Origin of the sequence: Paeniglutamicibacter sp. MACA_103, from assembly GCF_045798555.1 — a bacterium.
Taxonomy (GTDB): Bacteria; Actinomycetota; Actinomycetes; order Actinomycetales; family Micrococcaceae; genus Paeniglutamicibacter.
Map to the genome: position 1 here is coordinate 1 of NZ_JBIXLN010000017.1, position 26,609 is coordinate 26,609.

Sequence of the window (26,609 nt, forward strand, 5' to 3'; positions counted from 1 at the left end):
TCGATGACACCTACCAGCCGTCCCCTGGCATCGGCGATCCAGGCGTTGGAGCGGGTCCCGTCCGCGTCGGAGACCACCGTGAGGCGGCCGGGCAGGTAGGCGAACCGGGTGACGCGGCCGAAGGCCGAGACCTGGGTGCGCACCCGTCCGTGCTCGTCGTAGGTGTTGACGGCCTCTTCGACGCCGGCGGCGTCGGTGACCGCCTCGATCAGGCCCGCGTCGTTCCAGCGGTAGCTGCGCACCCCGCCCGGCCCGGAGGCCGAGAGCAAGTGACCGTGCTCGTCGTATTCGAACTCCACGCGGCGTCCGTCCGAGGCCGTAAGCACCGCGATCCGCTCGCCCGCGAACTCGGCGCGCACCCAGCGGCCGCGTTCATGCGCCAGCTCCGCGATGCGTCCCTCGGCATCCCGGCGCACCAGCAATGCGGTGCCGGGGCCGGTGTCCGTGGACAGCCAGGTCCCCGCCGGGGTGAACATCCGGCGGCCGCCGGCGTTGTCGCGCACCACGAGGACCTCGGAGGCTTCAGTGGCGAACCTGCTGCGTTCGACATCATCGAGGGTTTCGGTGCCCAGCCAGGAACTTTCGCCGTCGGCCCGGTCCCAGCCCTCGCCGCGGCGGGGGAACCACAGGTGGCGCCCGTCGGCCAGCACCATCCAGGCGCCTTCGTCCTCCAGCTCGAGGCGGGTCTCGAACACCGAGGCCCAGCCAAGTCCGAAGACGCCCACGCGGTCGTCGAGGGAGTTGTAGGTCCTTGTGGCCACCAGCGCCGCCGCGGCCCCCGAGAATCCGAGGTCCACCTCGGTTTCCAGGAAGTTGCCGGTGGAGGTGTTTACCGGGTCGTTCGAATACCCGGTAGTCGGAGGGGCACCGAGGGCAAATGCCGCGTCGATGGCGATGTCCTGGCGGGTAGCTCCGACCCCTTGCGCGGCCAGGGCCGCCAAGAGCGAGGAGTCGGCAAGCCGCGAGACGTTTCCCTCCCCGCCGGCGGCGGCGAAGGCGTTGGCGATGGTCAGGGCCCAGGCGACGTCTTGTTCGTTGGCCTCGAGCCACTTGTCGAATCCGTTGACGACCCCGTTGGCGTGCAGGGAGCCATGGCTGCAGCGGGCCGCGAAGTCAGCAAGGTGTCCGCGCAAGGCCGCGGGCCTGCCGGCAAGGTCGGAATTGAGGTTCGCCGAACCCGTGGCGAAGGACCGAAGGTCGCTGGGCCGCGCCGCGGATACGCCGGCATTGGAGCCACCGCCCGGGGCGGGTGTCTGCCGGACGCCTGTCACCGGGGCCGAAGCTTGGATGCTCACTTCCTGCGCCGGAGGCCCGACGGGCGGATCCTCCTCGCCGAAGACCATGTCCCATCCTCTCAGGAGGGCATTTTCTTGGCGTTCGTCCCGGCGCTGCTTCCATTCCCTGGCCAGCCGGCGCCGCTCGTTTTCCTGGCGGGCCTCTTCCTTCAGCGATCTGGCGCCGTCGGCCGCCTCGCGCAGGCGTGCCGCGAGCTCGGTCGCGTCCGCGGACGCGACGCGTGCGTTGTCGGCAAAAAGCTGTGAGAAGTGCCCCTGGAACTCGGTGCCCGCCGTCGCCACCAAGGAGGACCGGGAGCCGGACTGCCCCTCGATGCTCGACGCCGCGAGGTTGAACGCCGAGATCAGGGCGTCTGCCGTCCCGTTGTCAAACACAACGTCATGCTCAAAGACGCCCAGATCGGCCACGCAGAAACTCCCTCATCACTTTGCGGGACCAAGAAGTCCCCCGTAAAAACTACCCGAGGCACCGTCGAAACGTCGGGTAGGAAGAATGGAAAACGCCCCCGCTGCCAAAGCGGCGCCATGGCCTGCGGCAACGGGGGCTAACCAAGGACCTGCTAGTTGCCGCCACCCGCGGTGAAAATGTTCGTCGAGATCTGGTTCAGCTGGCCACGCAGCTGCTCCAGCTCGGTGCGGGCCTTGTCGAGCGCGGCTTTGGTCTCCGGCCACGTTGAACCGCGGAACTGGGAAGCGAGGGGGCCGTCCCACACGTTCGGGTCCGAAAGGACCCGTCCCTGCGCATCCAGCTGGCTGATCTGATCGGTGAAGCCACCGTTGATGATCGCCTGAATCTGCTGAATGGCAGTCTTTGCCTGCTCCGTTGATAGGACACGCGACATGAAATCCTCCAAGAATCTTGGTGATGTCCCCGCGCAAATGCGCAATTAGGAGACTCGAACATGAATAACTCTAACAAGATGAAATGCCCCGCTCCAAGTACTACGCTCTTTAATTTGTCGTGTTCTCCGGAAATTCGACAACCGGCCGGCGGCACGGGATGCGGCCACTCGGCCTGAAGATGAGGCAAGGGCTGAGTGCCTCTCGCATGATCGGCCCACGCCTCATCTCGGGTCAACACATGCTGACAAGCACAGCCAAGGTCAGTGGCAGCCATCGGATTCGAAAGCCGCTGGTTAGTTGCCCATGAAGAGTTGCCAGCAATCACCCACGCGAAAAGTCTACGAAGGCCCCACGCAAACGGAAACCGGCCTGACAATGCTGTTCAGGTCCCATGTAATCTCGCCCCTTGAACCGATAGATACGGTTGCGCACATGCGGCCAGCCAAGGACTCCCGCACAGATGCACCGACCCGACGCTCAATCCAAGAAAAATCCAACAACATGAGATAGATGGCTCCGAATAAACCGAGCCATATCCGCGCAGGGCGCTCGCTGCGGCGCATTTGGAGGCCGCACTTCATAACGACATGTCAGTGATCGGCTTTCGCCACAGTGCAGGTTTATCGATTCGAGCGGTTTACGGCCTATTATTCAAGAGGAATTTGAATCACGAAGGGGAGCAAGTGGACAGCACACGCCCACGCAAGACGAACGCCGCACGACGAACACCGAGACCGAACTTTGTCCGCACGGCGGGCGCGATCCTTACGGTAGCCGCTGTGGCCTTCACGACCTCGTGCACCAACGCACCCAACGTCGTCGGCACGCCGTCGCGCGTGCTGCAGTCGGTGAACGTAGACCTCGCCTCCAACGGTTCGATTTCCGCGGTGAACGGGACCGCCATCTCCGTGGACGACACCACGGGCGAATCCTCAAGCGCCGATACCGCCTATGTTCCGGGCGAGGTCGCCAACGACCTCCCCGTCCGCGTGAGCATGCAGTACCGCACTGCGGAGAAGACCGGCACCAATCTCGAAGAGCTCACCGGCTACACCGGACGAATCGAGATCGGGTTAACGGTGGAAAACCTGACGGTGGCCCCGCGCGACGTGACCTTCGACGTTGCGGGCCAGTCACGCACCGAACCGGTGCTCGTGGGCGCACCCATGACCATCGCCGCCTCGACGGTGCTCCCCGGCGTCTCCCCCGGCAGCATCGTCGGCGAGTCCGGTTCCGGTGCGACCGGGACCAACGGCATCATCAGCGCCTCGCCCGAGGGCGAGACCGTCATCCAGTGGGCAACGCTCCTCGCCCCTCCGGCCACAGGCGCCAGCACCACGCTGCGCCTGGTCGCCGACGTCACCGATTTCGCCACCCCGGGCATCGATCTTGCCGTGCAGCCGGGCATGTCCACCGACCTCTCGGTCGACGGCGTGCTGGCCTCCGCGTTCGACACCAGCCCCACCTCCGAGCTCGCCCTGCAGCGTCGCACCATCGACCTCATCGCCGAGGTCAACGACGTGCTGAGCCGCGCGGGCTCCACCATCACCGATGTGCGCGGAAACCTCGAAAGCACCTCGAAGACCCTGGGCGTGAGCACCGCAGCGCACCTGAAGGAGAGCAGCGATTCGCTGGCCGGAACCCTCAGCGGGCTCAAGGACCAACTCGGCTCGCTAAAGACCGACCTGGATTCGACCGTCACCGGCGCCGAGACCACGACCCTCGCGCAGCTTTCCCAGACCGTCAACACCGTCGACGCCATGCTGGGCAATACTTCGGTTGCAGTGCCGCGGGCGACCATCAAGGGCAACGGCTGCGCCGCGATCGTTGCTCCCGCCGGCGAAGCCGCGACCGTCTACTCCAGCCTCGTGCTGATGTCCGCCCAGCTGGACGGCTACGCCCGCTCGACCGCCGGCTGCCGCGACGAGGTGGCCACGGCCCTGCAGAAGACTGTGGGTCCCGCCCAGCCCAATGCGGAGACCTGCACCGAGCCGTCCCTGACCTGTGCATTCCAGGCCTCCGCAATCACCGTGACCGGCGCACTGATCCAGCTCGTGGACCAGGGCGACAAGCTGGTTGCCACTCTTCAGCCCGAGGTCATCACCGGCGCGCGGGCCCAGCACCGGATCCTTTCCGATGGAATCGATGAGCTTTCTACCCAGGTCCAGGCGCTGGACGAGGCTTCGGCCAAGGGCGAGGCCAACAAGGACCAAGCCGCCAAGGACTCCATTGCGGCCCTGAGAACTTCGGTCGAGGACGCCTACGCGCCGCTCGACGCCGTGGACGAAGAAGTCGATGCCTTGATCAAGACCGAGCAGACCCGGATCAATAAGATCCACAAGATCGCCCTTGAAACAGTCAAGCTTGTCGAAGGCTGGGATGGCGGTCCGGATGAAGTCGCTCCGGTTGAAAGCGAGAACGAACTCGACTCCATGGTCGAGCAGAGCGCTGAGCTTGCCGCCAAGCTGTGCAATCTGATTGAAGAAGATGATACAGAGGCTGAAAAACCGGAGCCGGTCGGCAGTCGGTCTCTGCTTCCCGTAGACAACAACAAACCCACCCGACGGGAGATCAATGACCTTCGCGCGTACTTGACGGCGACTCCGTGCCCTGTCGCGGATGACAGCGAATCCGGGACATCTGGCGAACTCAAGGCACCGACGGGTTACCCTGCTCCATTGGACGAGCGCTTGGAGACCCAGCGCGACGAGCTGGCCGACCAGGCCACGGACCGGAAAAATACCTGGAGCGAACAGGTCACGGAACGTGCCGATTTCTGGAACGAGCGAGCCTCTGAACAGACTGCGGCATGGAAAGACGTGGCCTCGGCGACCACGGACCCCGACTCCGGTGACCCCATCAAGGTCTCCGATGAACCCATCAAGGCAAAAATCGAGGCCGCCAAGGCGAGCCTCGATGCGATCGATAATAGTGTCGACGCGCTGGAAACCAGCGTCACCGGCGGCGGTAGCCTCAAGGGCGCCATTGACGACCTGCGCAGGCGTGTCGAGGAGGCCAAGGCAAGCCGTGACTCCATGGGTGCGGCACTGCTGACCCTGCAAGAGCAGCAGGACAGCCTCGGAACCAGCATCGAAAATGCCTTCGCGGACACCCAGAGTGCCATGACCGAGGAAGTCACAGCGCTGATCAACAGCCAGATCCGCGTCGTTTCCGCACAGGGTGCCGAGGGCAGCGACGCAGTCGTGAAGGCCTTCGACCGCTCGGTGGCCGGCCTGTCCGCCACTGCCGCCGACGTCGAGGCCAACGCCAAGACCACGGTTGACAAGCAGCATGCGGAGCTTGCCGAGCAGGATGCAGGCTTGACCGAAGCGGTCAGCAAGCAGACCGCCGCCTCGCTCGAGAGCATCGCGCAGAGCACCGGGGCCTCGACGCGGGACGTCGAAGGCGCCTCGAAGCTCCTGGCAGCGGGCCTGTCCAAGGTAATGCTCGATTTGGGCGACCGCAAGGTCAACGGGTCCGGCCTGCTCGGATCGATGGCCACCAGTGCCGCCAAGGCAGACACGGCCGACTACCAGCTGGCGCTGGCCACCAAGAACGCCCAGGGCTACGCCAACGTGCGGGCCGAGGACGTCGCCGGGATCCTGCTGCGCCAGGCACAGTTCAAGGCCTCGCTCGAGGCGGTGTCGGCGCTGCCCACCTTCCACCTCGAGGTGCCGGCGGGCGCCGCGACGCAGACGCTGTATTCGTTCCGTCTGGGAAGTGCCAAGTGAACCGTTTCGTCACCCGACGCGGCCTCATGTCCGGCGGGGTGGTTGTCGTGGCAGTGGCCGCGGTCATCGCCCTTGCGGTCTTCCTGTTCCGGCCCTCCGACGCGGCCATCGGCGATCCCGTGGAGGCAAGCGTCCCGGTGGCGCTCACCGCCGCCAACGTCCCTGCCGAGACCAAGATCGGCGTCGTGGTGACGCTCGGTTCCGGGTCCGGCGCGGCATGGAAGGACGCGGCCCAGGGCGCGGCGGTCGCCGCGCACCGCTTCTCCCTGGCGGGCACGCCCATCGCCCTGTCCACCGCGGATGACCGCGGCACCGCCGAGGGCGCCCGCAAGGCCGTTGCGAAGCTGGCCTCCGAGGGCGTTGCCGGAATCATCGTGGCCACCGACGGCCAGCAGGTGGACGGCGCGCTCGAGGCCGCCGCCGAGGCCGGGATCCCGGTCGTTCTGCCCTACTACGCCGGAACGGTTGAAGCCGACGGCGCCTCCTGGCGCATCGCGCCGACCGAGGCCCAGGTGTCCCAGGCGCTGACCGCCGCCCTTGCTGGTGCGAAGCTTCCGCTGCTCATCGACGCCGGAGGCGGAGCCCCGGAATCCGTGGCCGTCAACACGAGCGTCTCCTTCGAACCGGGTGCCGATCCGGAAGCGCTGGCGGCGGACGTCGCCCGCCGCACCGGGGTGGCGGAACCCGACAAGTCCGACGGCACGCCGGGGCGCGCCCCGGTGGCCAACCCCGTCGACGCCATCCTGCTCTCCGGCAACCCGACGCAGCAGGCAACCGTCGTCCACGCCCTGCAATCCGCCAACGTCACGGTCCCCGTCGTGCTCACGCCCGGGGCCACGAGCCCCGCGTTCTCCTCCGGCCTCGCCCAGGCCGGCGGCACCGCCTCCGGCCGGCTGTCCACCGTGGGCGCCGACGCCGGGGACGCCGCGGCCCTGCGCCCCGACGACTCCGGCCGGGCCATGTCCGGGTTCCTGGCCGGCCTGCGGGTCCTGGCGCAAGACAAGGAGGCCAAGAACCTCACCGGCGACATGGCCTTCAGCGAGGTCGCGAACGCCGCCGACTCGCGCAGCCACGATGCCGTGGTGGCCCTGGTGCGTGCGGTGTCAACCGCCGGCAGCAACGATCCGGCCAAGGTGGCCAAGGAACTCGGTACGCTGAAGCTGGGCCCCGCCGACGGCATCGCCGGGCCTGAATTGGACTTCACCCGGGAAGATGCCATGGGCGGGGAACCGGTGGTGCTGCACTTCTCGGCCCAGGACCTGGGCCTGCGCCCGCAGGGATCCGGGGACGGCGCGACCGCGTCCTGGTTCGCGCGCCCCGCCTCCGACTGATACCCCGCCCCAACGACGAAAGGAGCGCGCGGTGCGCGTGCTGATCCGGCTGGATGGCCAGCGACTCGACCGGGAGCTGGGCAGCTTCGCTCCCGGCACGACGCTCGCGCAACTGGTCGCCGCCGCCGGGGCCAGCTCCCCCGCGCCGGGCTCCACGCTGTACGTGGACACCGCCGCGGTGCCCGCCGACACCCCGCTGGAGGAGCTGTTGCTGCTGGAGGGCAGCACCATATCGCTCATCCCGCGCCCGCGCCCGGTGTCGGTGCGCGGCTGGAGCGCCACCGTCTCCGGCGGCCTGGATGCCGGGGAAGTCATCGAACTTCCCGCCCACCGGCCGCTGGTCATCGGCCGTTCCCCGCAGGCGGACCTGGTGCTGGAGACCGAAAGCGCCTCCTGGAACCACGCCAGCCTCGAACTCGAGGACGGCGGCGTGCGGGTCCGCGACTCCGGCTCCACCAACGGCACGCTGCTCGCCGGGGAACCGGTGGGCCAAGAGGGCGTGCTGGTCACCTCCGGCGCCATCCTGGTCATGGGCGGGACCACGGTGCTGCTGCGCGAGGCCCTGGTGGAGAACCGCGCCCCGGAACCCGGGTCGCTGCACAACCTCACCCCCGCGCGCACCGCGCCCTTCAACCGGCCCCCGCGCCCCGGAAACCCGCCGGAACCCGACCCGCTGTCCCCGCCGGTGCGCAAGGACGTCCCGCCGGCCTCCAAGTTCAGCTACATCACCGTGCTCGCCCCGCTGCTGCTGGCCGGGGCCATGGTGATGATGCTGGGAGATGCCCGCTTCGCCATGTTCGCCGCGCTGAGCCCGGTCATGGCCGTGGGCATGTGGTTCGAGCAGAAGCACCGCCGCACCAAGAACCTCAAGGAAGAAGACGAGCGGTTCACCGCGGCCCTGGCCGACTTCGCCACCGAGGTCGGGCAGGCGGCGGCCGTGCAGGCCACGCGCCGCCACAGCGAAATCCCCGACCCCGCCACCGCCATGCGCATCGCCGCGCTGCCCACCACCGGGCTGTGGCAGCGCAGGAGCGGCTCGGCGGGCTTCCTGGCACTGAACGCCGGGATCGGCGACGTGCCCTGGGCCCCGAAGCTCGATGACCGCTCCGCCCCCGTGCCCGACCGCCTGGTGCGCGAGGCCCTGGAGAACAGCCGGATTCCCGCGGCACCGGTGCTGGTGGACCTCACCGACGCCGGCGTCGTGGGCATCGTCGGGGACCGCGCCGGGGCCCTGGCCCTGGCCCGCTCGCTGCTCACCCAGGCCGCGGTGCACGCCGGGCCCGCGGATTTGTCCATCGCGGTGTTCTGCGACCGCGGGCGCCACGACCAATGGGCCTGGGCCTCCTGGCTGCCGCACACCCGCCGGCTGGGCACCGGCACCACCGAACGCTGGCTCTCGGATGACCGGCGGCGCAGCGCCGCCCTGCTGCGGGCCCTGCGTGAGGGAACCGACGATTCCACCGGAGGCACCACGCTGCTGGTGCTCGATTCCGAGGTGCTCACCGAGGGCCGCGACGCCCCGGCGCGCGAGCTGCTGGGCCACGGCCGCTCCGTCCCCGGCCTCGGGGTCCGCGGCCCGGGGCAGGGACCGAGGGTGGCGGGCATCGTGATCGCCGCCTCCGAGCAGCAGCTGCCGGCCTCCTGCACCACCGTCATCACGGTCGGCGCGGACGCCGCGGCATCCGTGCACGACCTCGGCGAGCTCACGAACGTGGGCGACGTGGTGCTGGCCGGCATCGGCATCGAGGCCGCCGAGCGCTGCGCCATGGACCTGGCGCGCTTCGACGACCCCGAGCTGGTGGTGCCAGGCGCCGCCCTGCCCTCCCTGGTGCGCCTGCCCGAGTTGCCGGGCATGCCAGCCCCCGACGCGGCCTCGATCCGCGCCGGGTGGGCCAAGGCCAAGGGCTTCTCCGCCCCGATCGGCACCTCCGAGTCCGGGCCGATGTCCCTGGATTTGGTCAAGGACGGGCCGCACGGGCTGGTCGGCGGCACCACGGGCTCGGGCAAGAGCGAGTTCCTGCGCTCGCTGGTCGCCGGGCTGGCCGCCCGCAACGACGCCACCCGGCTGAACTTCATCCTCATCGACTTCAAGGGCGGGGCCGCGTTCGCCGCCTGCGAGGCGCTGCCGCACACCATCGGCACCATCTCCAACCTCGACGAGCAGCTGGCCGACCGGGCGCTGCGCTCCCTCGAGGCGGAAATGGCCCGGCGCCAGCGCGTCTTCGCCGCCGCCGGGGAGGACATCGACAACCTCGACGCCTACCTGGCCACGAACCCGGAAGAGCCCATGCCGCGGCTGCTGCTGGTGGTCGACGAGTTCGCGATGCTGGCCAAGGACTTCCCCGAGGTGCTCTCCTCGCTGGTCTCCGTCGCCGCGGTCGGCCGAACCCTGGGCGTGCACATGATCCTGGCCACCCAGCGCCCCGCCGGCGTGGTCAACGACGACATCCTGGCCAACACCAACCTGCGCGTGGCGCTGCGCGTGCAAAGCCGCGACGACTCCTCCAACGTCATCGGCGTGCCGGCGGCCGCGGGCATCACCCGTGCGCAGACCGGGCGGGCCTACATCAAGCTGGGGCAGGACGAGATCACCCCGGTGCAGACCGCGCTGGTCACCGGGCGCGCGTCGCGGTCGGCCGCCACCGAGCTGGTGCTCGACGAGGTCGGGCACTTCGGGACCCCGGTGCCGCCGCGCCCCCCGGCCCCGGGCACAGAATCCGACGCCAGCGACCTGGACGAGCTCATCGTTGCCATCACCGAGGCCCACCAGGCGGCGGGCTTCGGGGTGCCGCGCCCGGTCTGGCCCGTGGCGCTGGGCGAACGCGTCCAGCTTTCCGGCTTCGCCGATGCCGAAAGTTCCGGCACCGGCCCTGCCCACCGGGCCTCCGGGATTCCGGAGGTGGGCGCGGTGCGCGGGCGCTGCATCGAGGTGGCACTGAAGGACGAGCCGGAGGCCCAGCGCCAGTCCCCGGCAGGCTGGAACCTGGCCCAGGGAAACCTGCTGCTGCTGGGCATCGCAGGTTCCGGCACCAGCACCACGCTGGCCTCCCTGGCCCTGGCCGCCGCGGCCGCCAGGGACCCGAAGGAGCTGGACCTGCTGGTGCTGGACCTCGGCTCCCGCGCCCTGGCCCCGCTTGCGTCCCTGCCGCACACCTGCGCCTACGTGGGCACCGGCCCGGGAGCCCGGGAGCAGCAGGCCCGCTTCCTGCGCCACCTGCGCACCGAGCTGGCCCGCCGACGCGCTGATCCCGCCCTGCGCCGCGAAACACTGGTGCTCATCGACGGGCTGGCCACGCTGCGCGACGAGTTCCAGGACTACGACGGGCAGGGGCTGCTGGACGCGCTGAACCGGGCGTACGCCGACGGACCGGCCCTGGGGCTGTACTTTGCCGTGTCCACGACCCGCGCCAAGGCGGTGCCCTCGGCCATCGACGAGGTCACCATCCAGAAGTGGCTCTACCGGCTGGCGGACCCCTACGACTATTCGGCATTGGGCGTGCGCGGGTCCAACATCCCCGCCGCCGTCCCCGGGCGCTGCGTGGATGCCGGGTCGCTGCGCCAGATGCACATCGCCACCCCCGCCACCGACCTGGCGGCCGCGGTGGCCACCGTGGCCGCGCGCTGGCCGGAGGCCGAACCCAAGCCCGCGGCCATCGGCAGGCTGCCCGAGGAACTCACCGTGGCCGAACTCGGCGTTCCGGCGCAGCTGGACGCCGAACCGTGGCGCTTCCCGGTCGGGTTGCGCGAGGAGGACCTGGCCCCGGGCGTGCTGGAGGTCTACGAGGGCGAGCACGTGCTCGTCTCCGGGCCCGCGCGCTCGGGCAAGTCGACGCTGCTGCTGGGCCTGGCCGAATCGATCCGCGCCGCGGCCGCCGCGGACGGGAAACCGGTGGCCGTCTGGGGCGCCTGCGACAGGCGCTCCCCGCTGGCGACCGCGGACCTGGACCGGGTGGCGGTGGGACCGGAGGACCTGCCGGCGCTGCTGGCCTCGATCCGGCTCGAGCGCGGGCCGGTGGTGCTGCTCATCGACGACGCCGAGCGCTTCGAGGATTCGGACCAGTCCCTGGCCAACCTCTTGTCCTCCGGCCAGCAGGTCTGCGTGATCGCCGCGGGCCGCTCCGCGGACCTGCGGGGGCTGTATGCGCACTGGACCAAGACGCTGCGCAAGTCGCGCTGCGGGGTGCTGCTGGTCCCCGACGTCGACTACGACGGCGAGTTGCTGGGCGTGACCCTGCCGCGCCGCGCGCCGGTGGCGGTCACCCCCGGCCGCGGCTACCTCTGCGTCGGCGGGGCATCGGCCTTCATCCAGTCCGTGGGCCCGGGCGCGGCACCCGGCGCCTGAGTCGCCGGGGTTGAGGCGGCGGACTACTCGCGGGTGGTGATGGAAAACGGGTCGCTGGCCAGGTCGGTGAAGTTGCCGACCCCGGCCCGCAGGACGCAGCTCGGGGAGACCGAAAGCGCCGTGACCACGAGCCCGTCGGCCGAGACCGCCAGGGAACCTGAGCAGCCGTCGGAGAAGCGCACGCCCTTCTCGCCGCCGGCCACCGCGGCGAGCATCGCCGAGGCCTTGCCCTTGGACGGCGAGGCGTACAGCGGGTTGAGCACATCCGGCCCGCCGGGCCACACCGGCACCAGGGTGACCGGAAGCGCCGTCTGGCTCACGGTGCGCGCCGGGGTGGTGACCTGGATGTCGCGCAGGCGCTGCACCGGGTACGCCGAGCCGCCTGCCGCCGGGTCCGACACCGCGGCGGTGGTTGCGGCGGCCGCACCTTCAAGCCATTGCTCCAGGGCGTCCGCCCCCGCCAGCTCCACGGGGATCTTCGCGCTGGCGCTCACGCTGCCCTTGGCCGGGACGGTGATCCCGGCCAGGCTCCAGCCGCATTCGGCGGAAATGCCCGTCAGGCTCGGCTGGTTGCGTGTTGCCTCGACCTGCTCCCAGGTCGCCGGCGGGCAGGAGGCGGATGCGGAGGCCCCTGGAAGCACCTCGAGGAAGGGACCGGCCAGCGGCGCCTTCTGCGCGGCGTAGGTGATGGTCAGTCGCACCTCGTGGGCCTGCGCGTCGTATTGGGCGCTGCGGCTGACCGACAGCCCGCTGGGCAGCGGGGCGTCCTGCTGGCTCGCGGTGGAATCGGCGGCCGGCGCCGCGGCCGGGGCGTCGGGCTTCGCGAGCGCCACGGCCCCCACGACGATGGCAATGGCCGCCACGAGTCCACCGGCGATCAGGGCGATGGCCTTGCCGGACAGCCACTCCGGCCGCCAGCCGGCGCGTGCGGGAACGGGTGCCGGCTGGGTTCGGGGCCGCTGCTCGGGCCGGGGCATCGAGCGCACCACGGTGTGCTGGCCCGCCTGGCCCAGGTCGGGCAGAGCGGTATCCGCGGAACTTGAAGGGGCATCGGGCGCCGGCCCGGGTTCCGGCTGCGCCGCCGCGCCGCGCAGCACGGTCACCGGACGCTCGAGGGGTTCAAACGTCTCGGGCCCTACGGCAACGGGCAGGGCCGGCAGTTCGGAGAACCGGGACGCCAGGCGGCGCAACAGCGCGGCGGCCTCCGGGGCGCCCGGCCGCTGGCGCGGGTCCTTGCCCAGCAGCGATTCGACCGCCTCCCACAGTGCGTCGGGCACCGCCAGCCGCGGCGGAATGGTGGTCACGTGGCGGTAGGCGAGGGTGAAGTCGGTGCCGGTGCCGGAGAACGGGGTCCGCCCGGAGAGCAGCTCGTAGAGCATGATGCCGGTGGCGTAGAGGTCCGCGGCGGGCCCGACCTCGCCGGCGCTGAGCAGTTCGGGCGGCATGTAGGCGGGGGTGCCCACCAGCCCGGTGGTGTGCCTGGCCCTTTCGTGCACGACCGAGGCGATGCCGAAGTCGGAAACCCGCACGGCGTTGGCGAGTCCCGGTTTCCAGGGCTCGGCAAGCAGCACGTTGTCGGGCTTGATGTCCCGGTGCGTGGTGTTGTGGGTGTGCGCGTATGCGATGGCGTCGAGCATCTCGGCGCAGATTCCCAGGGCGTCGGCGGCGGGCAGTGTGCGGCGCTCCTCGAGCATCTCGCGCAGCGACCCGCCCGGCACCAGGTCCATGAGGATGGCCAGGCGTTCACCCTCGACCACGAGGTCCCTGACCGCGACGATGTTCGGGTGCCGCAACCCCAGCAGCACGGAGCGTTCCTTCACGAAGCGTTCAACGAGGGCGGGGTCATGCGCGTGTTCCGGGCGCAGCACCTTGGCCGCGAGGTCGGGACCGCCCGAGATCGCGCTGACCCGCCATACCTCGCCTACCGCACCGGAGCCGATGGGCTCGATGAAGCGATAGGAGGCGCCGAGCGCGTCACCGGGCTGCACGTTTGCCATTCTTCTTTGCCTGCTCCTTGGTTAAGCAGCAATTGTTCGTGCCGGACCAAAAGGTCGGCACGAACAATTGCCAGCAGGGCCCTTCCAGGGCCCGGCGGGATTACTCGGCTTCGAGCGCTGCGGCCGCGAGCGGATCGGAGTCGTTGAGGAAGCGGCCAATGCGCTCGACTTCCTCGGCCTCGCCGATGGCAGCGGCGGCGCGCTGCAGAGCGTAGAGCGAACGCAGGAAGCCGCGGTTGGGCTCGTGTGCCCAGGGCACCGGACCCTGTCCGCGCCAGCCGGCCTTGCGCAGGGCGTCCAGTCCGCGGTGGTAGCCCACGCGGGAGTAGGCGTAGGACTCCACGGTGCGGCCCTCGGCGTGTGCCTCGTCGGCCAGCAGTGCCCAGCCCAGCGAGGATGCCGGGAAGGCCGCGGCAATGTCCACCGCTTCGTCTCCGGCTTCCAGCCGCGCCTTGACCTCGGTTTCCTCCGGCAACAGCGTTGCGGGGATGCCGAGGAGGTTTGCTCCAAGATCTGCCATGGTTACTTCAGCGCCTTTCCGGCGGAACCGAGCTGGTTGGCTGCCTCGACGATGCGGGCGGCCATCGACGCTTCGGCTGCCGCACCCCAGACGCGCGGGTCGTAGGTCTTCTTGTTGCCGACCTCGCCGTCGATCTTCAGCACGCCGTCGTAGTTGGAGAGCATGTGGCCTGCCACCGGGCGGGTGAAGGCGTACTGGGTGTCGGTGTCGATGTTCATCTTGATGACGCCGTAGGACACCGCGTCGGCGATCTCCTTGTCCGAGGAACCCGAGCCGCCGTGGAAGACCAGGTCGAACGGGTTGGCCTTGCCGAGCTTGGCACCGACCTGTGCCTGGATGTCCTTGAGGATCTCCGGACGCAGCTTTACGTTGCCCGGCTTGTAGACGCCGTGCACGTTGCCGAAGGTCAGCGCGGTGATGTAGCGGCCGTTTTCGCCGGATCCCAGCGCAGCAACGGTGGCCAGTGCGTCTTCGACCGTCGAGTAGAGCTTGTCGTTGATGGCGTTCTCCACGCCGTCTTCTTCGCCGCCCACGGCGCCGATCTCGACCTCGAGGATCTGCTTGGCTGCGGCGGTGCGCGGCAGCAGTTCCGCGGCGATGCGCAGGTTCTCTTCAAGGGTCTCGGCGGAGCCGTCCCACATGTGCGAGTTGAAGTACGGGTTGCGGCCGGCGGCGACCTCTGCCTCCGAGGCGGCCAGCAACGGCAGCACGAATTCGTCGAGCTTGTCGGCCGGGCAGTGGTCGGTGTGCAGGGCGATGTTCACGCCGTAGCTCTTGGCTACTTCGCGCGCGAAGGCGGCGAAGGCCAGCGAACCGGTGACCATGTTCTTGACGGAGGCACCCGACCAGTAGGCTGCGCCACCGGTGGACACCTGAATGATTCCGTCGGATTCGGCTTCCGCGAAGCCGCGAATGGCAGCGTTCAGGGTTTGCGACGACGTCACGTTGACTGCGGGGAAGGCGTAGCCGCCGGCCTTCGCAGAATCAATCATGGCGTTGTACTGTTCCGGGGTTGCGATGGGCATACTGACTCCTGTGTAGATAAGGAATTGTGGGGAGTAGACCTCGTTGGCTGCCTCCATCCTATCTACATGTGTGCTGGATCGCTTACGGGATGACGCATGGCCCCGGAGGGTGACATGCCAAGGGCGCCGGTTCACGGCGCCCTTGGCATGCTATCTACTGATCCTTGTCCACCGCACCGCCCGGAGCGGCGGGCGTTTGGCCCGTGGTTGCCGCCGCGGGCTTCGGCGCCGGCTCCACGACCTTGGGCTTGGCAACCACAACCTTCTTGACCGGGGCGGGTGCTGCCACTTTCTTGACCGGTGCCTTCGCAACCGGCACCTTTTGCACCGGGGCCGGCGCTACCACTTTCTTGACCGGTGCCTTGGCAACGGGCTTCGACTTGGCCACAACCTTCTTGGGTGCCACCGCCTTGGGCGCCGGAGCCGCAACCGTCTTCGGCTTGGCCACCGCCTTGGGCGCCGGAACCGCGACAGCCTTCGGCTTGGCCACCACCTTCTTGGGGGTCACCGCCTCGGGCGCCGGAGCTGCGACAGTCCTTGGCTGAGCTGCAGGTGCCGGCTCGGCTTCAACGACCTTCGACTCTTGCACGACCGGTGCCTTTTGAACTGCAGGAGCCTGGTTGTCGGAGTCCTGCTCAGTCGGGGCGCCATCATCCGGTTCCGTGTTCGGCGCATCGACCTTGGGTTGCTCGGCCGGCCCGCCAACCTCGGCATCGGGTGCCTGGGGCGTTACTACCTCGGGCGATTCCGGCTCGTCGTCCGGGGCCGGCGGTTCATCTGCCGGATCTGCTGGAGGCTCCTCTACGTCGGGTTCGGGCAAGGGCACCGTGACCGTCGGGACCTCATTGGGCTCCGGGACCGTAGTGGTTGGATCCGGTGCCGTGGTCGTCGGCGACTCGCTCGGTTCCGGGCTCGTCGTATGTGGCAATTCCTCCTGGGTGTCCGGGGCCGGGGCCTTGGTCGTCGGCGGCTTGGGCGCAGGCTTGGGCGCAGGCTTGGGCGAAGCGTTTGGCTTCGGGGCCGGCTTGACGGTCGGCGCCGGTTTGGTGCTGGGTTGCTCCTTGACCTGTGGCGTCGGCTTTGGCTTAGCTGCGGGCTTGGGCTTGACTGCAGACTTGTGCGTTGGCTGCGGCTCGGCCTTGAGCTTGGCCTTAGGCACGTGCCGGCTCGGCGCCGCGCCTGAAACGTAAGACCTCGGCACCCAAACCCAATGGTCCGGGGTATCCCCCGTGTTGGCCGCATGGCTGCGAGGGGCGCCGCTGTTGCGGATCGGTTCCGCCGCAATGGTGGTGTGGCGCGAATCGATCATCGGGTTCGGTTGGCCCGCGACCGGAGGCAGGAAGTTTCGTGGATCGTTCCACCGGCCGTTGATGATCACCTCGAAGTGCACATGGCAACCGGTCGAGTTCCCGGTGGTGCCGCTGAGCGCAATGAGCTGGCCTTGCTTGACCGTGTCCCCGACCTTGGCGATGAGCATTGAGTTGTGGCTGTAGCCGGTATGCACCGATGAGCCGTGGTCGATGGTGACACGCATGCCGGAATGGCCGGCCCAGGCCGATTGGATGACCACCCCGTCCGCGGACGCATACACCGGGGATCCGCAAGGAACGGCATAGTCCTGCCCGACGTGGATCTGTGTTCCCGGCCCCGTCGGGTTGTGCCTCCAGCCGTACGGGCTGGTGATATGCAAGGTCGCGACCGGATGCATAAGTTGGATTTTTCCGGGCAGTGCCCCAAGCACGCCCACCCTTTGGCCCCCGAGGGCACCCACGGCATTCTGTTGCGTGGCGATGCTCGGCGCGAAGCCCGCATGCGTCACGTAAGAAGGCACAAGGCCACCGTCCCCCGAACCGGCGCTGGTGATGCCCAGCGATTGCGACGAGATTGCGTCGACGCCACTGAACAACGAGACCCTGACCGGTTGCACATAGGCAGCGGCCTGGTAACTCACTCCCCCGGCGGGTTGTGGTGCAAGTTGGTCCTGGGCAAGGCCCAGTCCCGGTGCGCCGGAAATTGCCACGGCCGCGGCCACGGCAAGGCCCAACGCAGAAATTTGTGGAATCTTGGTTTTTGCATTGCCGAGCTGGCTCGACACACGTCCCCGATTAACTTGATGTTTTTTCATCGGTAACAGCCCCCTGTTTGAGTCACCATGAAGTTTTTGCGCAGCCAAAAATGAGGTCGGCTTTCTGGCTATGAACCAGCGAGTTGTCCGTGTCACCCCAAGCAACTGAACACTTAGCGATCACCGTAACGCACCTGCGCCAAGGAATAAAGAGATATTTGCAAGACATTGCAAATATCTTCTGTGTCCTGACCCGGGTCATCTGTGACGATTCCGCGTCAGGACACAGGTGGCGCTCGACGCTTCGGGACATCGGTTTCGGTTCGCGCGGCTCGAGCTGCCTAGGGAAGCGGGTTAACCGCATAGTTAAGTTGAGGCTTCCCCAAGTCATCGTCCGGCTCGCACCGGTGACTTTTCAATATCCGAAAAGCTCCGTGCTTGTGACCACATCGCCCAGACGCACCCCGTCGAAGGCCGTATGCCACGGCTCCAAGCCCAAATGTGCTTTCATTGCCCGTTCAAAAATTATCGGTGCGGATGTTTTCCTAAAAGGAATATTCTCCGCCTCGATATCGGAAGCTGCTCGCCTGCGTTTACCCTTGAAATCCTCAACCTTGCAGTTGCCAAGGTCGCTGGCTCCGGTTTTGTACGCCGGCAGGTATTTCTTGCTGTCAACAGCGCGGTTTTCCAGAATCTTCCAGCGTCCCGGACGAAATAGAGCGTCGAATGTCAATCCGCCAAAGAGCGTCTTGGACTGAAGCGCATCTGAAATCCTTGAACCAACTTCATCCTCTGGTGCCACGAAGTCAAAGAGCACGACGTAGTGGGAGGCCAAGTAGGAAGACACAACTTGGCCGACCGCAGCAGTTCCGTCACGGAGCGAAATGCTAAAGACGTCTCCATCTTTGAGAGTGCTGATCTTTTCCGCCTTTGCCAATGGTTTCCTCCAACGGATGCTACGGCTCCTCAAACATCAGCATGCCAGCGAGAAAGAACCGGACGCGTATTTGTCCAGGAAAATACCCGCCAGGCGTCAGGACCGATTGCCCCCCCTGATCCACTGGCCCACGACTCACCCTAAAACCATGGCCGTTCCAAGGATATACAACCCCCGCGCGACCCTTTTCGCATATGATGCGCATCAGATTTTTCCCGACCGCCAAAAGAGAAAGAGGAGCACAAAGAATATAAGCATCGAAATCTGAATCGGAATACCATTCCTGTTCCGGTTGGAAGCGACGTGGAACGACTACGAGGATTCCGCTGTGGTTGCGGGCGAAGAAGGCGTCGCCGCGATGCCGTCACCGGTGGTCGGCGCACCACTTGGCGATTCCGTGGCCGGAGTTGCGGATCTCAATTCGGGCAACTTGCTCGGCGACACGGTCGACGCACTGGTCGACGACACGCTCGCACTGGTGTATTCCGACTCTGTCGGCTCGCTGCTCGGCGAGCTGCTCGACGCGCTTGTCGGCGACTCAGTCGGTTCGGCGGACGGCGAAACAGTCGGTGTCTCGGTGGTCGGGGACGGACTGGTCGGAGGCGTTGTCGCTTCGCTAGGCTCCGGCGTCGGGTTCGTTTCGGGTGCCGGCGTCGTTGTGGGCGAGGGCGTAGCCGGTGTAGGCGTGGCGCTTGGCTTCGGCGTTGGAGTTTGCGTCGGTTGCGGCGAAGGCGTTTCTTCGGGCTTGGCTTCTTCACTTGCCTTGGGCCGCGGAGTTTCACTCCCGGGCGCCGTTGCCGTCGGTGGGGCCTTAGTCGGCCCCGGCACTTCCACCTCGATGTCGTGCCCGTTTTCGCTCTCGTTTCGAGGATCGCCGGTGTTGCGGATCGGTTCGGCCGCGATGGTCGTGCGGCGCGAATCGATTTTCGGGTTCGGCTGGCCGGGGATGACGGGCAGGAAATTCCGGGGGTCGTTCCACCGGCCGTTGATGATGACCTCGAAGTGCACGTGGCAGCCGGTCGAGTTGCCGGTGGTGCCGCTGAGTGCAACCAGCTGGCCTTGCTTGACAGTGTCCCCGACCTTGGCGATGAGCCGTGAATTGTGGCTGTAACCGGTGCGCACCGAGGATCCGTGGTCGATGGTGACACGCATTCCGGAATGGCCGGCCCACGCCGATTGGACGACGGTCCCGTCCGCGGACGCAAACACCGGGGAGCCGCAAGGAACGGCATAGTCCTGCCCGATGTGGATCTGGGTGCCGGGCCCTGTCGGATTGTTCCGCCAGCCGTAGGGACTGGTGATGTGTCTGGAGGCGACCGGGTGGATCAATTGGATCCCTCCGGGCAAAACGCCCAGCGGCCCCGCGCTTTGTCCCACGAGGTTTCCTGCGAACAGGCCGGGTGTCCCGATGGAGCCGAGCGCCGAACCGGGGTCCGAGGCATCGGCGACCTGCACCCCCGCCGCGGCGCTGGTGATGTTTTCCATGTCCCAGGCAATGGCGTCGATCCCGCTCAGCAGCGAGACTTCAACCGGCCTGCTGTAGGAGGCCATATCGACCGCCAGCGGGGAAAACGCCGCGGGGACGGAGTCGATCTGGCGACCCGCAAGGGTCGGCGTGCTGGAGACTGCAAGTGCGGCAACGACCGCGAGCCCCACGGCAGCCGCCTTGGCTGCCTCTGGTTGCCTGCGCACCTTGCGTGGCTTGGGCAGCGGGAGCGGGTGATTGACGTGATGCTTCTTCACCAGCGGGTCTCTCCGTTCCCCGTGTTGAAAACTTGGCCGCTACCGACGCGCGTATTCGACGTCGTTCCCGCGTTGGGAACGGTGGCTGCCCAAGCCCACCGCGCGGGGCCGAGCGCCCAATACTCACGTTAACGGAACGGCGGCGGGGAAAGAAGGGATATCCGCCATACGTTTGGCTTTCAGGCCAACCGGCTACCTGCGGCTAGACGGTCTGGTTGAAGACGTGACGCCTGATCCACGCATGCATGGCGATGCCGGCAGCCGATGCTGCGTTGATAGAACGGGTGGAACCGAACTGCTCGATCGACAATGTCGCCTCGGCGCTTTGGTGGACTTCCTCGCTCAGGCCCGGCCCTTCCTGGCCGAAGACCAGCACGCAATTGCGTGGCAGTTCATAGGTTTCCAGCTTCTGGGAATCCGGGAAGATGTCGATTCCGATGATCGCCAGCCCTTCCCCCTCGGCCCAGGCAACGAATTCCTCGACCGTGGGGTGGTGGCGCACGTGTTGATAGCGGTCGGTGACCATCGCACCGCGCTTGTTCCAGCGGCGGCGTCCGATGATGTGCACTTCCTTGGCCAGGAAGGCGTTGGCGGTGCGCACCACGGTGCCGATGTTCATGTCGTGCTGCCAGTTCTCGATGGCGATGTGGAAGTCGTGGCGGCGCTCGTCGAGGTCGGCGATGATCGCTTCCATGGACCAGTAGCGGTACTTGTCCGCCACGTTGCGCCGATCCCCGTGCTCCAGCAGCTCGGCATCGAAGTGGTCGCCGGAGGGATACTCGCCCTCCCACGGGCCGACGCCCACCTCGGGGCGTTCCTCGTGGACGGGATCGAACTCAGTGGGCTCTGGTGCAGGGGAATCAACGGCGGAAGTCACTTCTCAAGGGTAGTCGCCATTGGCGGCACGCCGGATTCCTGCCGCGAAACCGCACCTTGGGTGGCCGCGCCCACACCGGCTTTCCGGCCGGTTGATGGCAAACTTGCCTAAGGCACGAATGGCTCGCCGGAGTTCCCGGCCCGGCACGCAAGGAGGGGTCCATGCCCATCATCGACAATGCGATTTACGTCAAGGGCAAGCGCGTGATCCATCCCCCGGACCTCAGCTCCACTTTCGAATCCATGAAGGAATACGGCGGCATGGCCTGGCTGGGACTCTACCGTCCCGACCAGGCGGAAATGCAGGAAGTCTCCGAGGAGCTTGGCCTGCACGAACTGGCGGTGGAGGACACGCTCTCCGGCCACCAGCGTCCCAAGCTGGAGCACTACGGGGACCACCTTTTTGTGGTGCTCCGCCCGGCCCGGTACATCGACGAGTCCGAAAAGGTCGAGTTCGGGGAATTGCACGTCTACGTCGGCGCCGACTTCGTCGTGACGGTCCGCCATGCAGAGTCGCCCAAGCTGGCGCAGGTGCGCCACCGCCTCGAAGAGGAATCCGGGCTGCTGGCGATCGGCCCCGAGGCCGTCCTCTACGCGGTCGTTGACCAGGTCGTCGACGAATACGAGCCGGTGATTGCGGGCCTGAGCAATGACATCGACGAGATCGAGGACCAGCTCTTCTCCGGGGCACCGGATGTCTCGCGGCGCATCTACGAACTGTCCAGGGAGGTCATCGAGTTCCAGCGTGCGCTCGCGCCGCTCGAGGACGTCCTGGCCCGCTTGCGCAGGGACTTCAGGCTCAGCGACATCTCCGAAGACGAGGCCCTGGAACTTGACCGCAAACTCATCGACGTCCAGGACCACGCGATCCGGCTCACCGAGCGCATCACCTCCTTCCGCGCGCTGCTGGCCAACGCGCTCTCACTGTCCTCGACCCTGGCCTCGCAGCGGGCCACCGAGGCGGGACTGGCGCAAAACGAGCAGATGAAGAAGGTCTCGTCCTGGGCAGCCATTCTGTTTGCCCCCAGCCTTGTCACCGGCGTCTACGGCATGAACTTCACGCACATGCCCGAACTGGATTTCAGCTTCGGATATCCGGCCGCGATCGGGTTGATGTTTGCCCTCAGCGCGGGGCTCTTTGCCATTTTCAAGAAGAACAATTGGTTATAGTCCCCACACTTGCTTCACGTGCGACCTCCGAACCTGAAAGACTGGGGTCAACTGCAGGTTGCCTTTGAAAGGAACACCCACACGTGTCAACGCATGAACCACGCAACGTCCACGACATTGAATGCTGGCTCACGGACATGGACGGGGTGCTTGTCCACGAAAACCAGGCCATCCCGGGCGCCGCGGACATGATCGCGCATTGGGTCTCCACCGGCAAACGCTTCCTGGTGCTGACCAACAACTCCATCTACACCCCGAGGGACTTGCGTGCACGACTGCTCTCCTCCGGGCTGGATGTTCCCGAGGCGAACATCTGGACCTCGGCCATGGCAACGGCGGAATTCCTGCGCCGCCAGCGTCCGGGCGGGCGCGCCTTCGTGATCGGCGAGGCCGGGTTGACCACCGCGCTGCACGATGCCGGTTTCATCCTGACCGACCAGGACCCCGAATACGTGGTGTTAGGCGAGACCCGCACGTACTCGTTCGAGGCCATCACCAAGGCAATCCGCCTGATCGCCGCCGGCGCCCGTTTCATCACCACCAACCCGGATGTCACCGGCCCCTCACCCGAGGGCCTGCTGCCTGCCACCGGATCCGTGGCGGCATTGATCACCCAGGCCACCGGCAGCGCGCCCTATGTGGTTGGCAAGCCGAACCCGATGATGTTCCGCTCGGCCCTGAACCGGATCGACGCGCATTCGGAAACCACCGCGATGATCGGGGACCGCATGGACACCGACATCGTCGCGGGCATGGAAGCAGGGTTGCTGACCATCCTGGTCCACACGGGAATCACCCGTCCCGGCGACGTGGCATCGTTCCCGTTCCGCCCGGATGTGGAACATGATTCGGTGGCCGAGATCCTGGCCGAGCTTCGCGAGGGACGCGTCGGCGAGGATTCGTTCGTTGCCACCGGGCCGCACGAAGACTGATCCGTAGCCAAGTCACGGTGGCCCACGGCTAGGCAAGCTTCAGCTGGTCCGCCACCACGCGCCCATCGTGGATGACGGTGCGGTCGGACCCGCGGTCCATGACCGCGCTGGAAACTGTTTCGCCCGCGAGCAACACCATGTCGGCCCGGTCCCCCACGGACAGGCCCGGGCGGTCGGTCGTCGAGCGCAGCCGGGCCAGGCCCCGGTCCATGATGCTTGCCCCGCCCCAGGTGGCGATGGCCGTGGCATGTTCGATCAATTCGTCCTGGCGCAGCCCGTGGGTGAAGGCGAGCTGCCAGGTGCGCGAGAGCAGGTCGCAGTCCCCGTAGGGGCTCCAGTAGTCGCGTTGGCCGTCCTCGCCCAGGCCGACCCGGATTCCGGCTGCGGTCATCGCCGCCAGGTTGAATTGCTTGCCCGAGGTGGCCGGGGCAACCGTTGCCCAGGAAATATCCAGGGCGCTCATCCCCTCCAGGACCCGTGCGGTGGCCGCCTCGGAAACGTTGCCCAGTTCGTAGGCGTGCGAGAGCGTCACCCGCCCCTCCATGCCCAGGGCCCGGGTGCGTTCCATGATGAGTTCGGTGCTGAAATGTGCCAGGTGGCCCGGCTCGTGGAGGTGGATGTCGACGTCAACCTGGTACTTCTCTGCAAGCCCGAACACGATGTCCAGGTGCCGCACCGGGTCCCGGTCCAGCTGGCAGGGGTCGATGCCGCCCATGACGGTGGCGCCGAGCTTCAGGGACTCCTCCAGGTAGGGCACTGTTCCCGGTTCAAGCAGCAGTCCGGCTTGCGGGAAGGCCATGATCTGCACGTCTGCGGAAGCCGCGAATTTTTCCTTGGCGGCCAGCACCGCCTCGAACTTTTCCAGCTTGCAGTCGACATCGATCTGGGCGTAGCTGCGCACCCGGGTCGTGCCGTGGGCAATCATGCGCTCCAGGGTTCCGGCGACCCGCTCGAGCAGGGAAACCTCGGCGTTGCGCCAATTCTGGCGGTCGTTCAGCATCATGCCCCAGACACCCGGCGCCCCCGTGTGGGCGCGGAAGGGCAGCCCGACCCGGGTCGAGTCCAGGTGCACGTGGACGTCCGAGAATGCGGGAAGGGCCAGCCGCCCGCGGCCGTCGGTGCCGCCGTCCACGGGAAGCTGGGGGTTGTGCGGGGCCATGCCGCCGATCAGCCCGTCGGTGATTTCGAGGTCCACGGCTTCCCGGCCCCACGGCCTCACGTTGCTGATCAGCACTGTGCATTCCCCTGTTCGCGTTGACCGCCGGATTACTTCTGCGGCACAAGCCCCAACTCTTCCATGTCGGGAATGCGAGGGGAAGCCCCGCGGATTGCCTGCGCCAAGTCCCCCTTGACGTGGGTTCGACTCCGGCCAGGGACTTCCGTCTCGACCGTCCGGCGCGGGGTCACCGACACTCGTGGCGGACAACGGACTGCGGAAGAGGTGCCCCATCGGGTGCCGGGCTCCCACCGATCATGGCGCCCTGGCTACTCCCAGCCCTCAGTGGCGTCGCGCACCTCGGCGTAGCGTTCGTAGATCTCCGGTCGGTGCGCCGCCTCGTAGCGGTTCGAGTCGACGGACTTCCAGGCGGGAGGTGCTGCCGCACCGCCCAGTGCCCAGGCCGCTTGGCGTGCCGCCCCCAGGGCCACGTATTCGGCCGTGGCGGGCACGTCCACGGCAAGCCCGAAGACCTCCGGGGCGATGCGGCGCACGGCCTCGGACTGCGCCCCGCCGCCGATGAGCAGGATCCGCCCGGTGGCGACGCCGGTGGCGTTTTCCAGGGCCGCCACCGCGTCCTTCATGGAGCACAGCAGGCCCTCGACGATGGCGCGGGCGAATTCCTCGCGGCTCGTGGTTGCCCGAAGTCCGTGCATCAGGCCGCTCGCGTTGGGCCGGTTGGGGGTGCGTTCCCCGCCGAGGTACGGCAGCAGAACGGCGGAGGAGGCACCCGCCTCGGCGCCCAGGGCCAGCCGGGTGAATTCCGCGTGGTCGACCCCGAGCATGCGTGCCCCGAAGTCCAGCACCGGTGCCCCGTTCAGCGTGCAGGCCAGCGGCATGTAGCGACCGGTGGCGTCGACGAACCCGGTGACAAGCCCGCTGCCGTCATGGACGCTCTCATCCACCACCGCGGAGGCGACGCCGGAGGTTCCGATGGATACACAGACATCTCCCGGCCCCAGGTCCAGTCCCAGGGCCGCTGCCATGTTGTCCCCTGTGCCGGCGGCGATCCTTGCCCCGCCCCGGGTGGCCCCGACGATTTCATTGGGTGCGGCCAGGCGGGGAAGGTTGACTCCGCGGCCCAGCGCCGCGGCGGCGAGGTCGGGAAGGAACTTCCGTGCGGCGGTCGAGTAGTACCCGGTGCCGGAGGCATCCCCGTGGTCGGTGGTCATTTCCGTGCGCCCGCCCAGCTGCCACGTCAGGTAGTCGTGGGGCAGCAGCACGGAGTCGGTGCGCTGCGCGTTTTCGGGCTCCACGTCGCGCATCCAGCGCAGCTTGGAGGCGGTCAGCGAGGCCACCATGACCGATCCCACGGCATCGGCGCAGCCCTGGGGCCCGCCGAGCTCGGCGACCAGGTCCCGGGCCTGCGGGGCGGAGGCGGTGTCGTTCCACAGCATGGCCGGGCGCACCGACTCCCCGGCCGCGTCCAGCGCGACCATGCCGTGCTGCTGCCCGGCCACCGAGACCGCGGCCGAGCGTTCGAGCAGCCCGGCGGTGCTTGCCTCCATGGCCTCCAGCCAGCGAGCGGGCTCGATCCGGGTGCCCTCGGGGTGGGGCTGGCGGCGCTGTTCGATGACCTCGCCGGTCTCGGCGTGCACCAGCACCGCCTTGCAGGATTGGGTGGACGAGTCAATGCCCAGGACGTACTGCGAACCCATCGAAGGCCCCTTCGTTACTGTGTCGCGGCGACATGGATGGTGACGCCAAGCTCGTGCAACCGGGCGCGGTGGTGTTCGGGCAACGCGTCGTCGATGACGACATCGTCAAAGTCCCCCACGTCCATGACGTGGTAGAGGCCGGCGGACTCGAACTTCGTGCTGTCCACCAGCAGCACCTTGCGCGCCGCCATGGAGATCATGGCGCGCTTGGTCAGCGCGGCCTCGGCGTCGGGGTGGAACAGCGCGTCGTTTTTCAGCGCGGTGGTCGACACGAAGACCACGTCGGCGGTGATGCGGTGCAGCTGTTCGACCACGACGGATCCGAGGAACGAATCGGTTTCCGGGTAGTACTGGCCGCCCAGGCCCACCAGGGCGATGTGCGGCTGGCCGGCGACGATGTTCATCAGCTGCAGCGAATGGGTGATGACCGTCGAGGGGTGGCGTCCTGCGAGGAAGGGGCCCATGGCGCCGACGGTGGTCGAGTCGTCCAGGCCCACTACGGCCCCGGCGGGGATCAGCTCCGCCGCTCTCCGGGCCAGCGCTTCCTTGGTGGCCGAGTTCATGTGGCGGCGCAGCCGCACGTCGCGTTCGGCCATGCGGCTGGTGATGGCGCGGGCTCCCCCGCGGACGCGCTCGAGGCGGCCGTCCCTGTCCAGCTGCTCGAGGTCCCGGTGGATGGTCATGGCGCTGACGCCGAAGTGCTCGGCCAGTTCCTCGACCTTGACGCTTTGGGCCTTGGCAACGTAGTGCGTGACCTCGTCGCGGCGGGTTTCCGGGGGCAGGCCAAAGCGTTCGGGCCCGGCAGCCGCCCCCACGCCGATCTCTTCAATAGTCACAACATTCATGATAGATCCGTCACCCGTTGAATCAAAAAGTGCAATACCTGCATGGAACTTAACACATTTCTTGTGATCTTTGTCTTGTTTGG

The 26,609-nt window shown here is 67.6% G+C and carries 17 protein-coding genes; 5 read left to right on the plus strand and 12 right to left on the minus strand.

Going from position 1 to position 26,609, the window contains the following annotated elements; translation table 11 throughout:
- A partial coding sequence (locus ACIPVK_RS09805; protein WP_407611791.1) for a DUF6531 domain-containing protein occupies nt 1-1,703 on the minus strand: 1,703 nt, incomplete at its 3' end.
- Nucleotides 1,704-1,855: 152 nt separating this feature from the next.
- Entirely contained in the window at nt 1,856-2,137 is a 282-nt protein-coding gene (locus tag ACIPVK_RS09810; RefSeq protein ID WP_071214649.1) for a pyrophosphorylase, read from the minus strand.
- A 780-nt stretch (nt 2,138-2,917) separates the two neighbouring features.
- On the opposite strand from ACIPVK_RS09810, the gene ACIPVK_RS09815 reads away from it, so the two are divergent.
- The 3 genes from ACIPVK_RS09815 to ACIPVK_RS09825 are packed head-to-tail and all read left to right on the plus strand — an operon-like array spanning nt 2,918 to nt 11,542.
- On the plus strand, nt 2,918-5,869 hold the full coding sequence (locus ACIPVK_RS09815; protein WP_407611792.1) for a hypothetical protein: 2,952 nt from the start codon (nt 2,918-2,920) through the stop codon (nt 5,867-5,869).
- Nucleotides 5,866-7,200: a hypothetical protein gene (locus ACIPVK_RS09820; RefSeq protein ID WP_407611793.1), complete on the plus strand. Its 1,335-nt coding sequence runs from the start codon at nt 5,866-5,868 to the stop codon at nt 7,198-7,200. Before ACIPVK_RS09815 ends, ACIPVK_RS09820 begins: the two co-directional genes overlap by 4 nt.
- Nucleotides 7,201-7,231: 31 nt before the next feature.
- Nucleotides 7,232-11,542 carry an FtsK/SpoIIIE domain-containing protein gene (locus ACIPVK_RS09825; RefSeq protein WP_407611794.1) on the plus strand — a complete coding sequence of 1,437 codons (4,311 nt, stop codon included), beginning with the start codon at nt 7,232-7,234 and terminating at the stop codon, nt 11,540-11,542.
- 23 nt (nt 11,543-11,565) lie between these two features.
- On the opposite strand, the gene ACIPVK_RS09830 is transcribed toward ACIPVK_RS09825, so the two are convergent.
- The 7 genes from ACIPVK_RS09830 to ACIPVK_RS09860 all read right to left on the minus strand — a co-directional run bounded on the left by ACIPVK_RS09830 (nt 11,566) and on the right by ACIPVK_RS09860 (nt 20,706).
- A complete protein-coding gene (locus tag ACIPVK_RS09830; RefSeq protein WP_407611795.1) occupies nt 11,566-13,539 on the minus strand; it encodes a serine/threonine-protein kinase in 1,974 nt (657 codons plus the stop codon).
- A 100-nt stretch (nt 13,540-13,639) separates the two neighbouring features.
- Nucleotides 13,640-14,059 carry a DUF3151 domain-containing protein gene (locus tag ACIPVK_RS09835; RefSeq protein ID WP_407611796.1) on the minus strand — a complete coding sequence of 140 codons (420 nt, stop codon included), beginning with the start codon at nt 14,057-14,059 and terminating at the stop codon, nt 13,640-13,642.
- Nucleotides 14,060-14,061: 2 nt separating this feature from the next.
- Entirely contained in the window at nt 14,062-15,084 is a 1,023-nt protein-coding gene (fbaA, locus tag ACIPVK_RS09840; protein WP_407611797.1) for a class II fructose-bisphosphate aldolase, read from the minus strand.
- Nucleotides 15,085-15,238: 154 nt separating this feature from the next.
- A complete protein-coding gene (locus ACIPVK_RS09845) occupies nt 15,239-17,104 on the minus strand; it encodes a peptidoglycan DD-metalloendopeptidase family protein (protein ID WP_407611798.1) in 1,866 nt (621 codons plus the stop codon).
- A 460-nt stretch (nt 17,105-17,564) separates the two neighbouring features.
- Entirely contained in the window at nt 17,565-18,086 is a 522-nt protein-coding gene (locus ACIPVK_RS09850) for an Imm26 family immunity protein (RefSeq protein WP_407611799.1), read from the minus strand.
- Nucleotides 18,087-18,398: 312 nt separating this feature from the next.
- A complete protein-coding gene (locus tag ACIPVK_RS09855) occupies nt 18,399-19,829 on the minus strand; it encodes a M23 family metallopeptidase (protein WP_407611800.1) in 1,431 nt (476 codons plus the stop codon).
- A 202-nt stretch (nt 19,830-20,031) separates the two neighbouring features.
- The gene (locus ACIPVK_RS09860; protein ID WP_407611801.1) at nt 20,032-20,706 is read right to left on the minus strand and encodes a TrmH family RNA methyltransferase; all 675 of its coding nucleotides are present in this window, start codon (nt 20,704-20,706) and stop codon (nt 20,032-20,034) included.
- 161 nt (nt 20,707-20,867) lie between these two features.
- Here ACIPVK_RS09860 and ACIPVK_RS09865 point away from each other — a divergent pair, with 161 nt between their 5' ends.
- Nucleotides 20,868-21,875, plus strand: a complete 1,008-nt coding sequence (locus ACIPVK_RS09865; RefSeq protein WP_407611802.1) for a magnesium and cobalt transport protein CorA — start codon at nt 20,868-20,870, stop codon at nt 21,873-21,875.
- Nucleotides 21,876-22,012: 137 nt separating this feature from the next.
- Nucleotides 22,013-22,807, plus strand: a complete 795-nt coding sequence (locus ACIPVK_RS09870) for an HAD-IIA family hydrolase (protein ID WP_407611861.1) — start codon at nt 22,013-22,015, stop codon at nt 22,805-22,807.
- Nucleotides 22,808-22,835: 28 nt separating this feature from the next.
- Here ACIPVK_RS09870 and ACIPVK_RS09875 read toward each other — a convergent pair whose 3' ends face one another.
- The 3 genes from ACIPVK_RS09875 to ACIPVK_RS09885 all read right to left on the minus strand — a co-directional run bounded on the left by ACIPVK_RS09875 (nt 22,836) and on the right by ACIPVK_RS09885 (nt 26,526).
- On the minus strand, nt 22,836-24,041 hold the full coding sequence (locus ACIPVK_RS09875) for an amidohydrolase family protein (RefSeq protein ID WP_407611803.1): 1,206 nt from the start codon (nt 24,039-24,041) through the stop codon (nt 22,836-22,838).
- Between the two features lie 251 nt (nt 24,042-24,292).
- On the minus strand, nt 24,293-25,681 hold the full coding sequence (gene xylB, locus ACIPVK_RS09880; protein ID WP_407611804.1) for a xylulokinase: 1,389 nt from the start codon (nt 25,679-25,681) through the stop codon (nt 24,293-24,295).
- A 14-nt stretch (nt 25,682-25,695) separates the two neighbouring features.
- Nucleotides 25,696-26,526: a DeoR/GlpR family DNA-binding transcription regulator gene (locus ACIPVK_RS09885; RefSeq protein WP_407611805.1), complete on the minus strand. Its 831-nt coding sequence runs from the start codon at nt 26,524-26,526 to the stop codon at nt 25,696-25,698.
- Between the last annotated feature and the right edge of the window lie 83 nt (nt 26,527-26,609).

Excerpts from the sequence above, each read along its gene's own strand:
- ACIPVK_RS09830 (WP_407611795.1), bottom strand. The coding sequence starts at position 13,539 with ATGGCAAACGTGCAGCCCGGTGACGCGCTCGGCGCCTCCTATCGCTTC.
- ACIPVK_RS09865 (WP_407611802.1), top strand. The coding sequence starts at position 20,868 with ATGCCCATCATCGACAATGCGATTTACGTCAAGGGCAAGCGCGTGATC.
- ACIPVK_RS09835 (WP_407611796.1), bottom strand. The coding sequence starts at position 14,059 with ATGGCAGATCTTGGAGCAAACCTCCTCGGCATCCCCGCAACGCTGTTG.
- ACIPVK_RS09870 (WP_407611861.1), top strand. The coding sequence starts at position 22,013 with ATGGACGGGGTGCTTGTCCACGAAAACCAGGCCATCCCGGGCGCCGCG.
- fbaA (WP_407611797.1), bottom strand. The coding sequence starts at position 15,084 with ATGCCCATCGCAACCCCGGAACAGTACAACGCCATGATTGATTCTGCG.
- ACIPVK_RS09885 (WP_407611805.1), bottom strand. The coding sequence starts at position 26,526 with ATGAATGTTGTGACTATTGAAGAGATCGGCGTGGGGGCGGCTGCCGGG.
- ACIPVK_RS09810 (WP_071214649.1), bottom strand. The coding sequence starts at position 2,137 with ATGTCGCGTGTCCTATCAACGGAGCAGGCAAAGACTGCCATTCAGCAG.
- xylB (WP_407611804.1), bottom strand. The coding sequence starts at position 25,681 with ATGGGTTCGCAGTACGTCCTGGGCATTGACTCGTCCACCCAATCCTGC.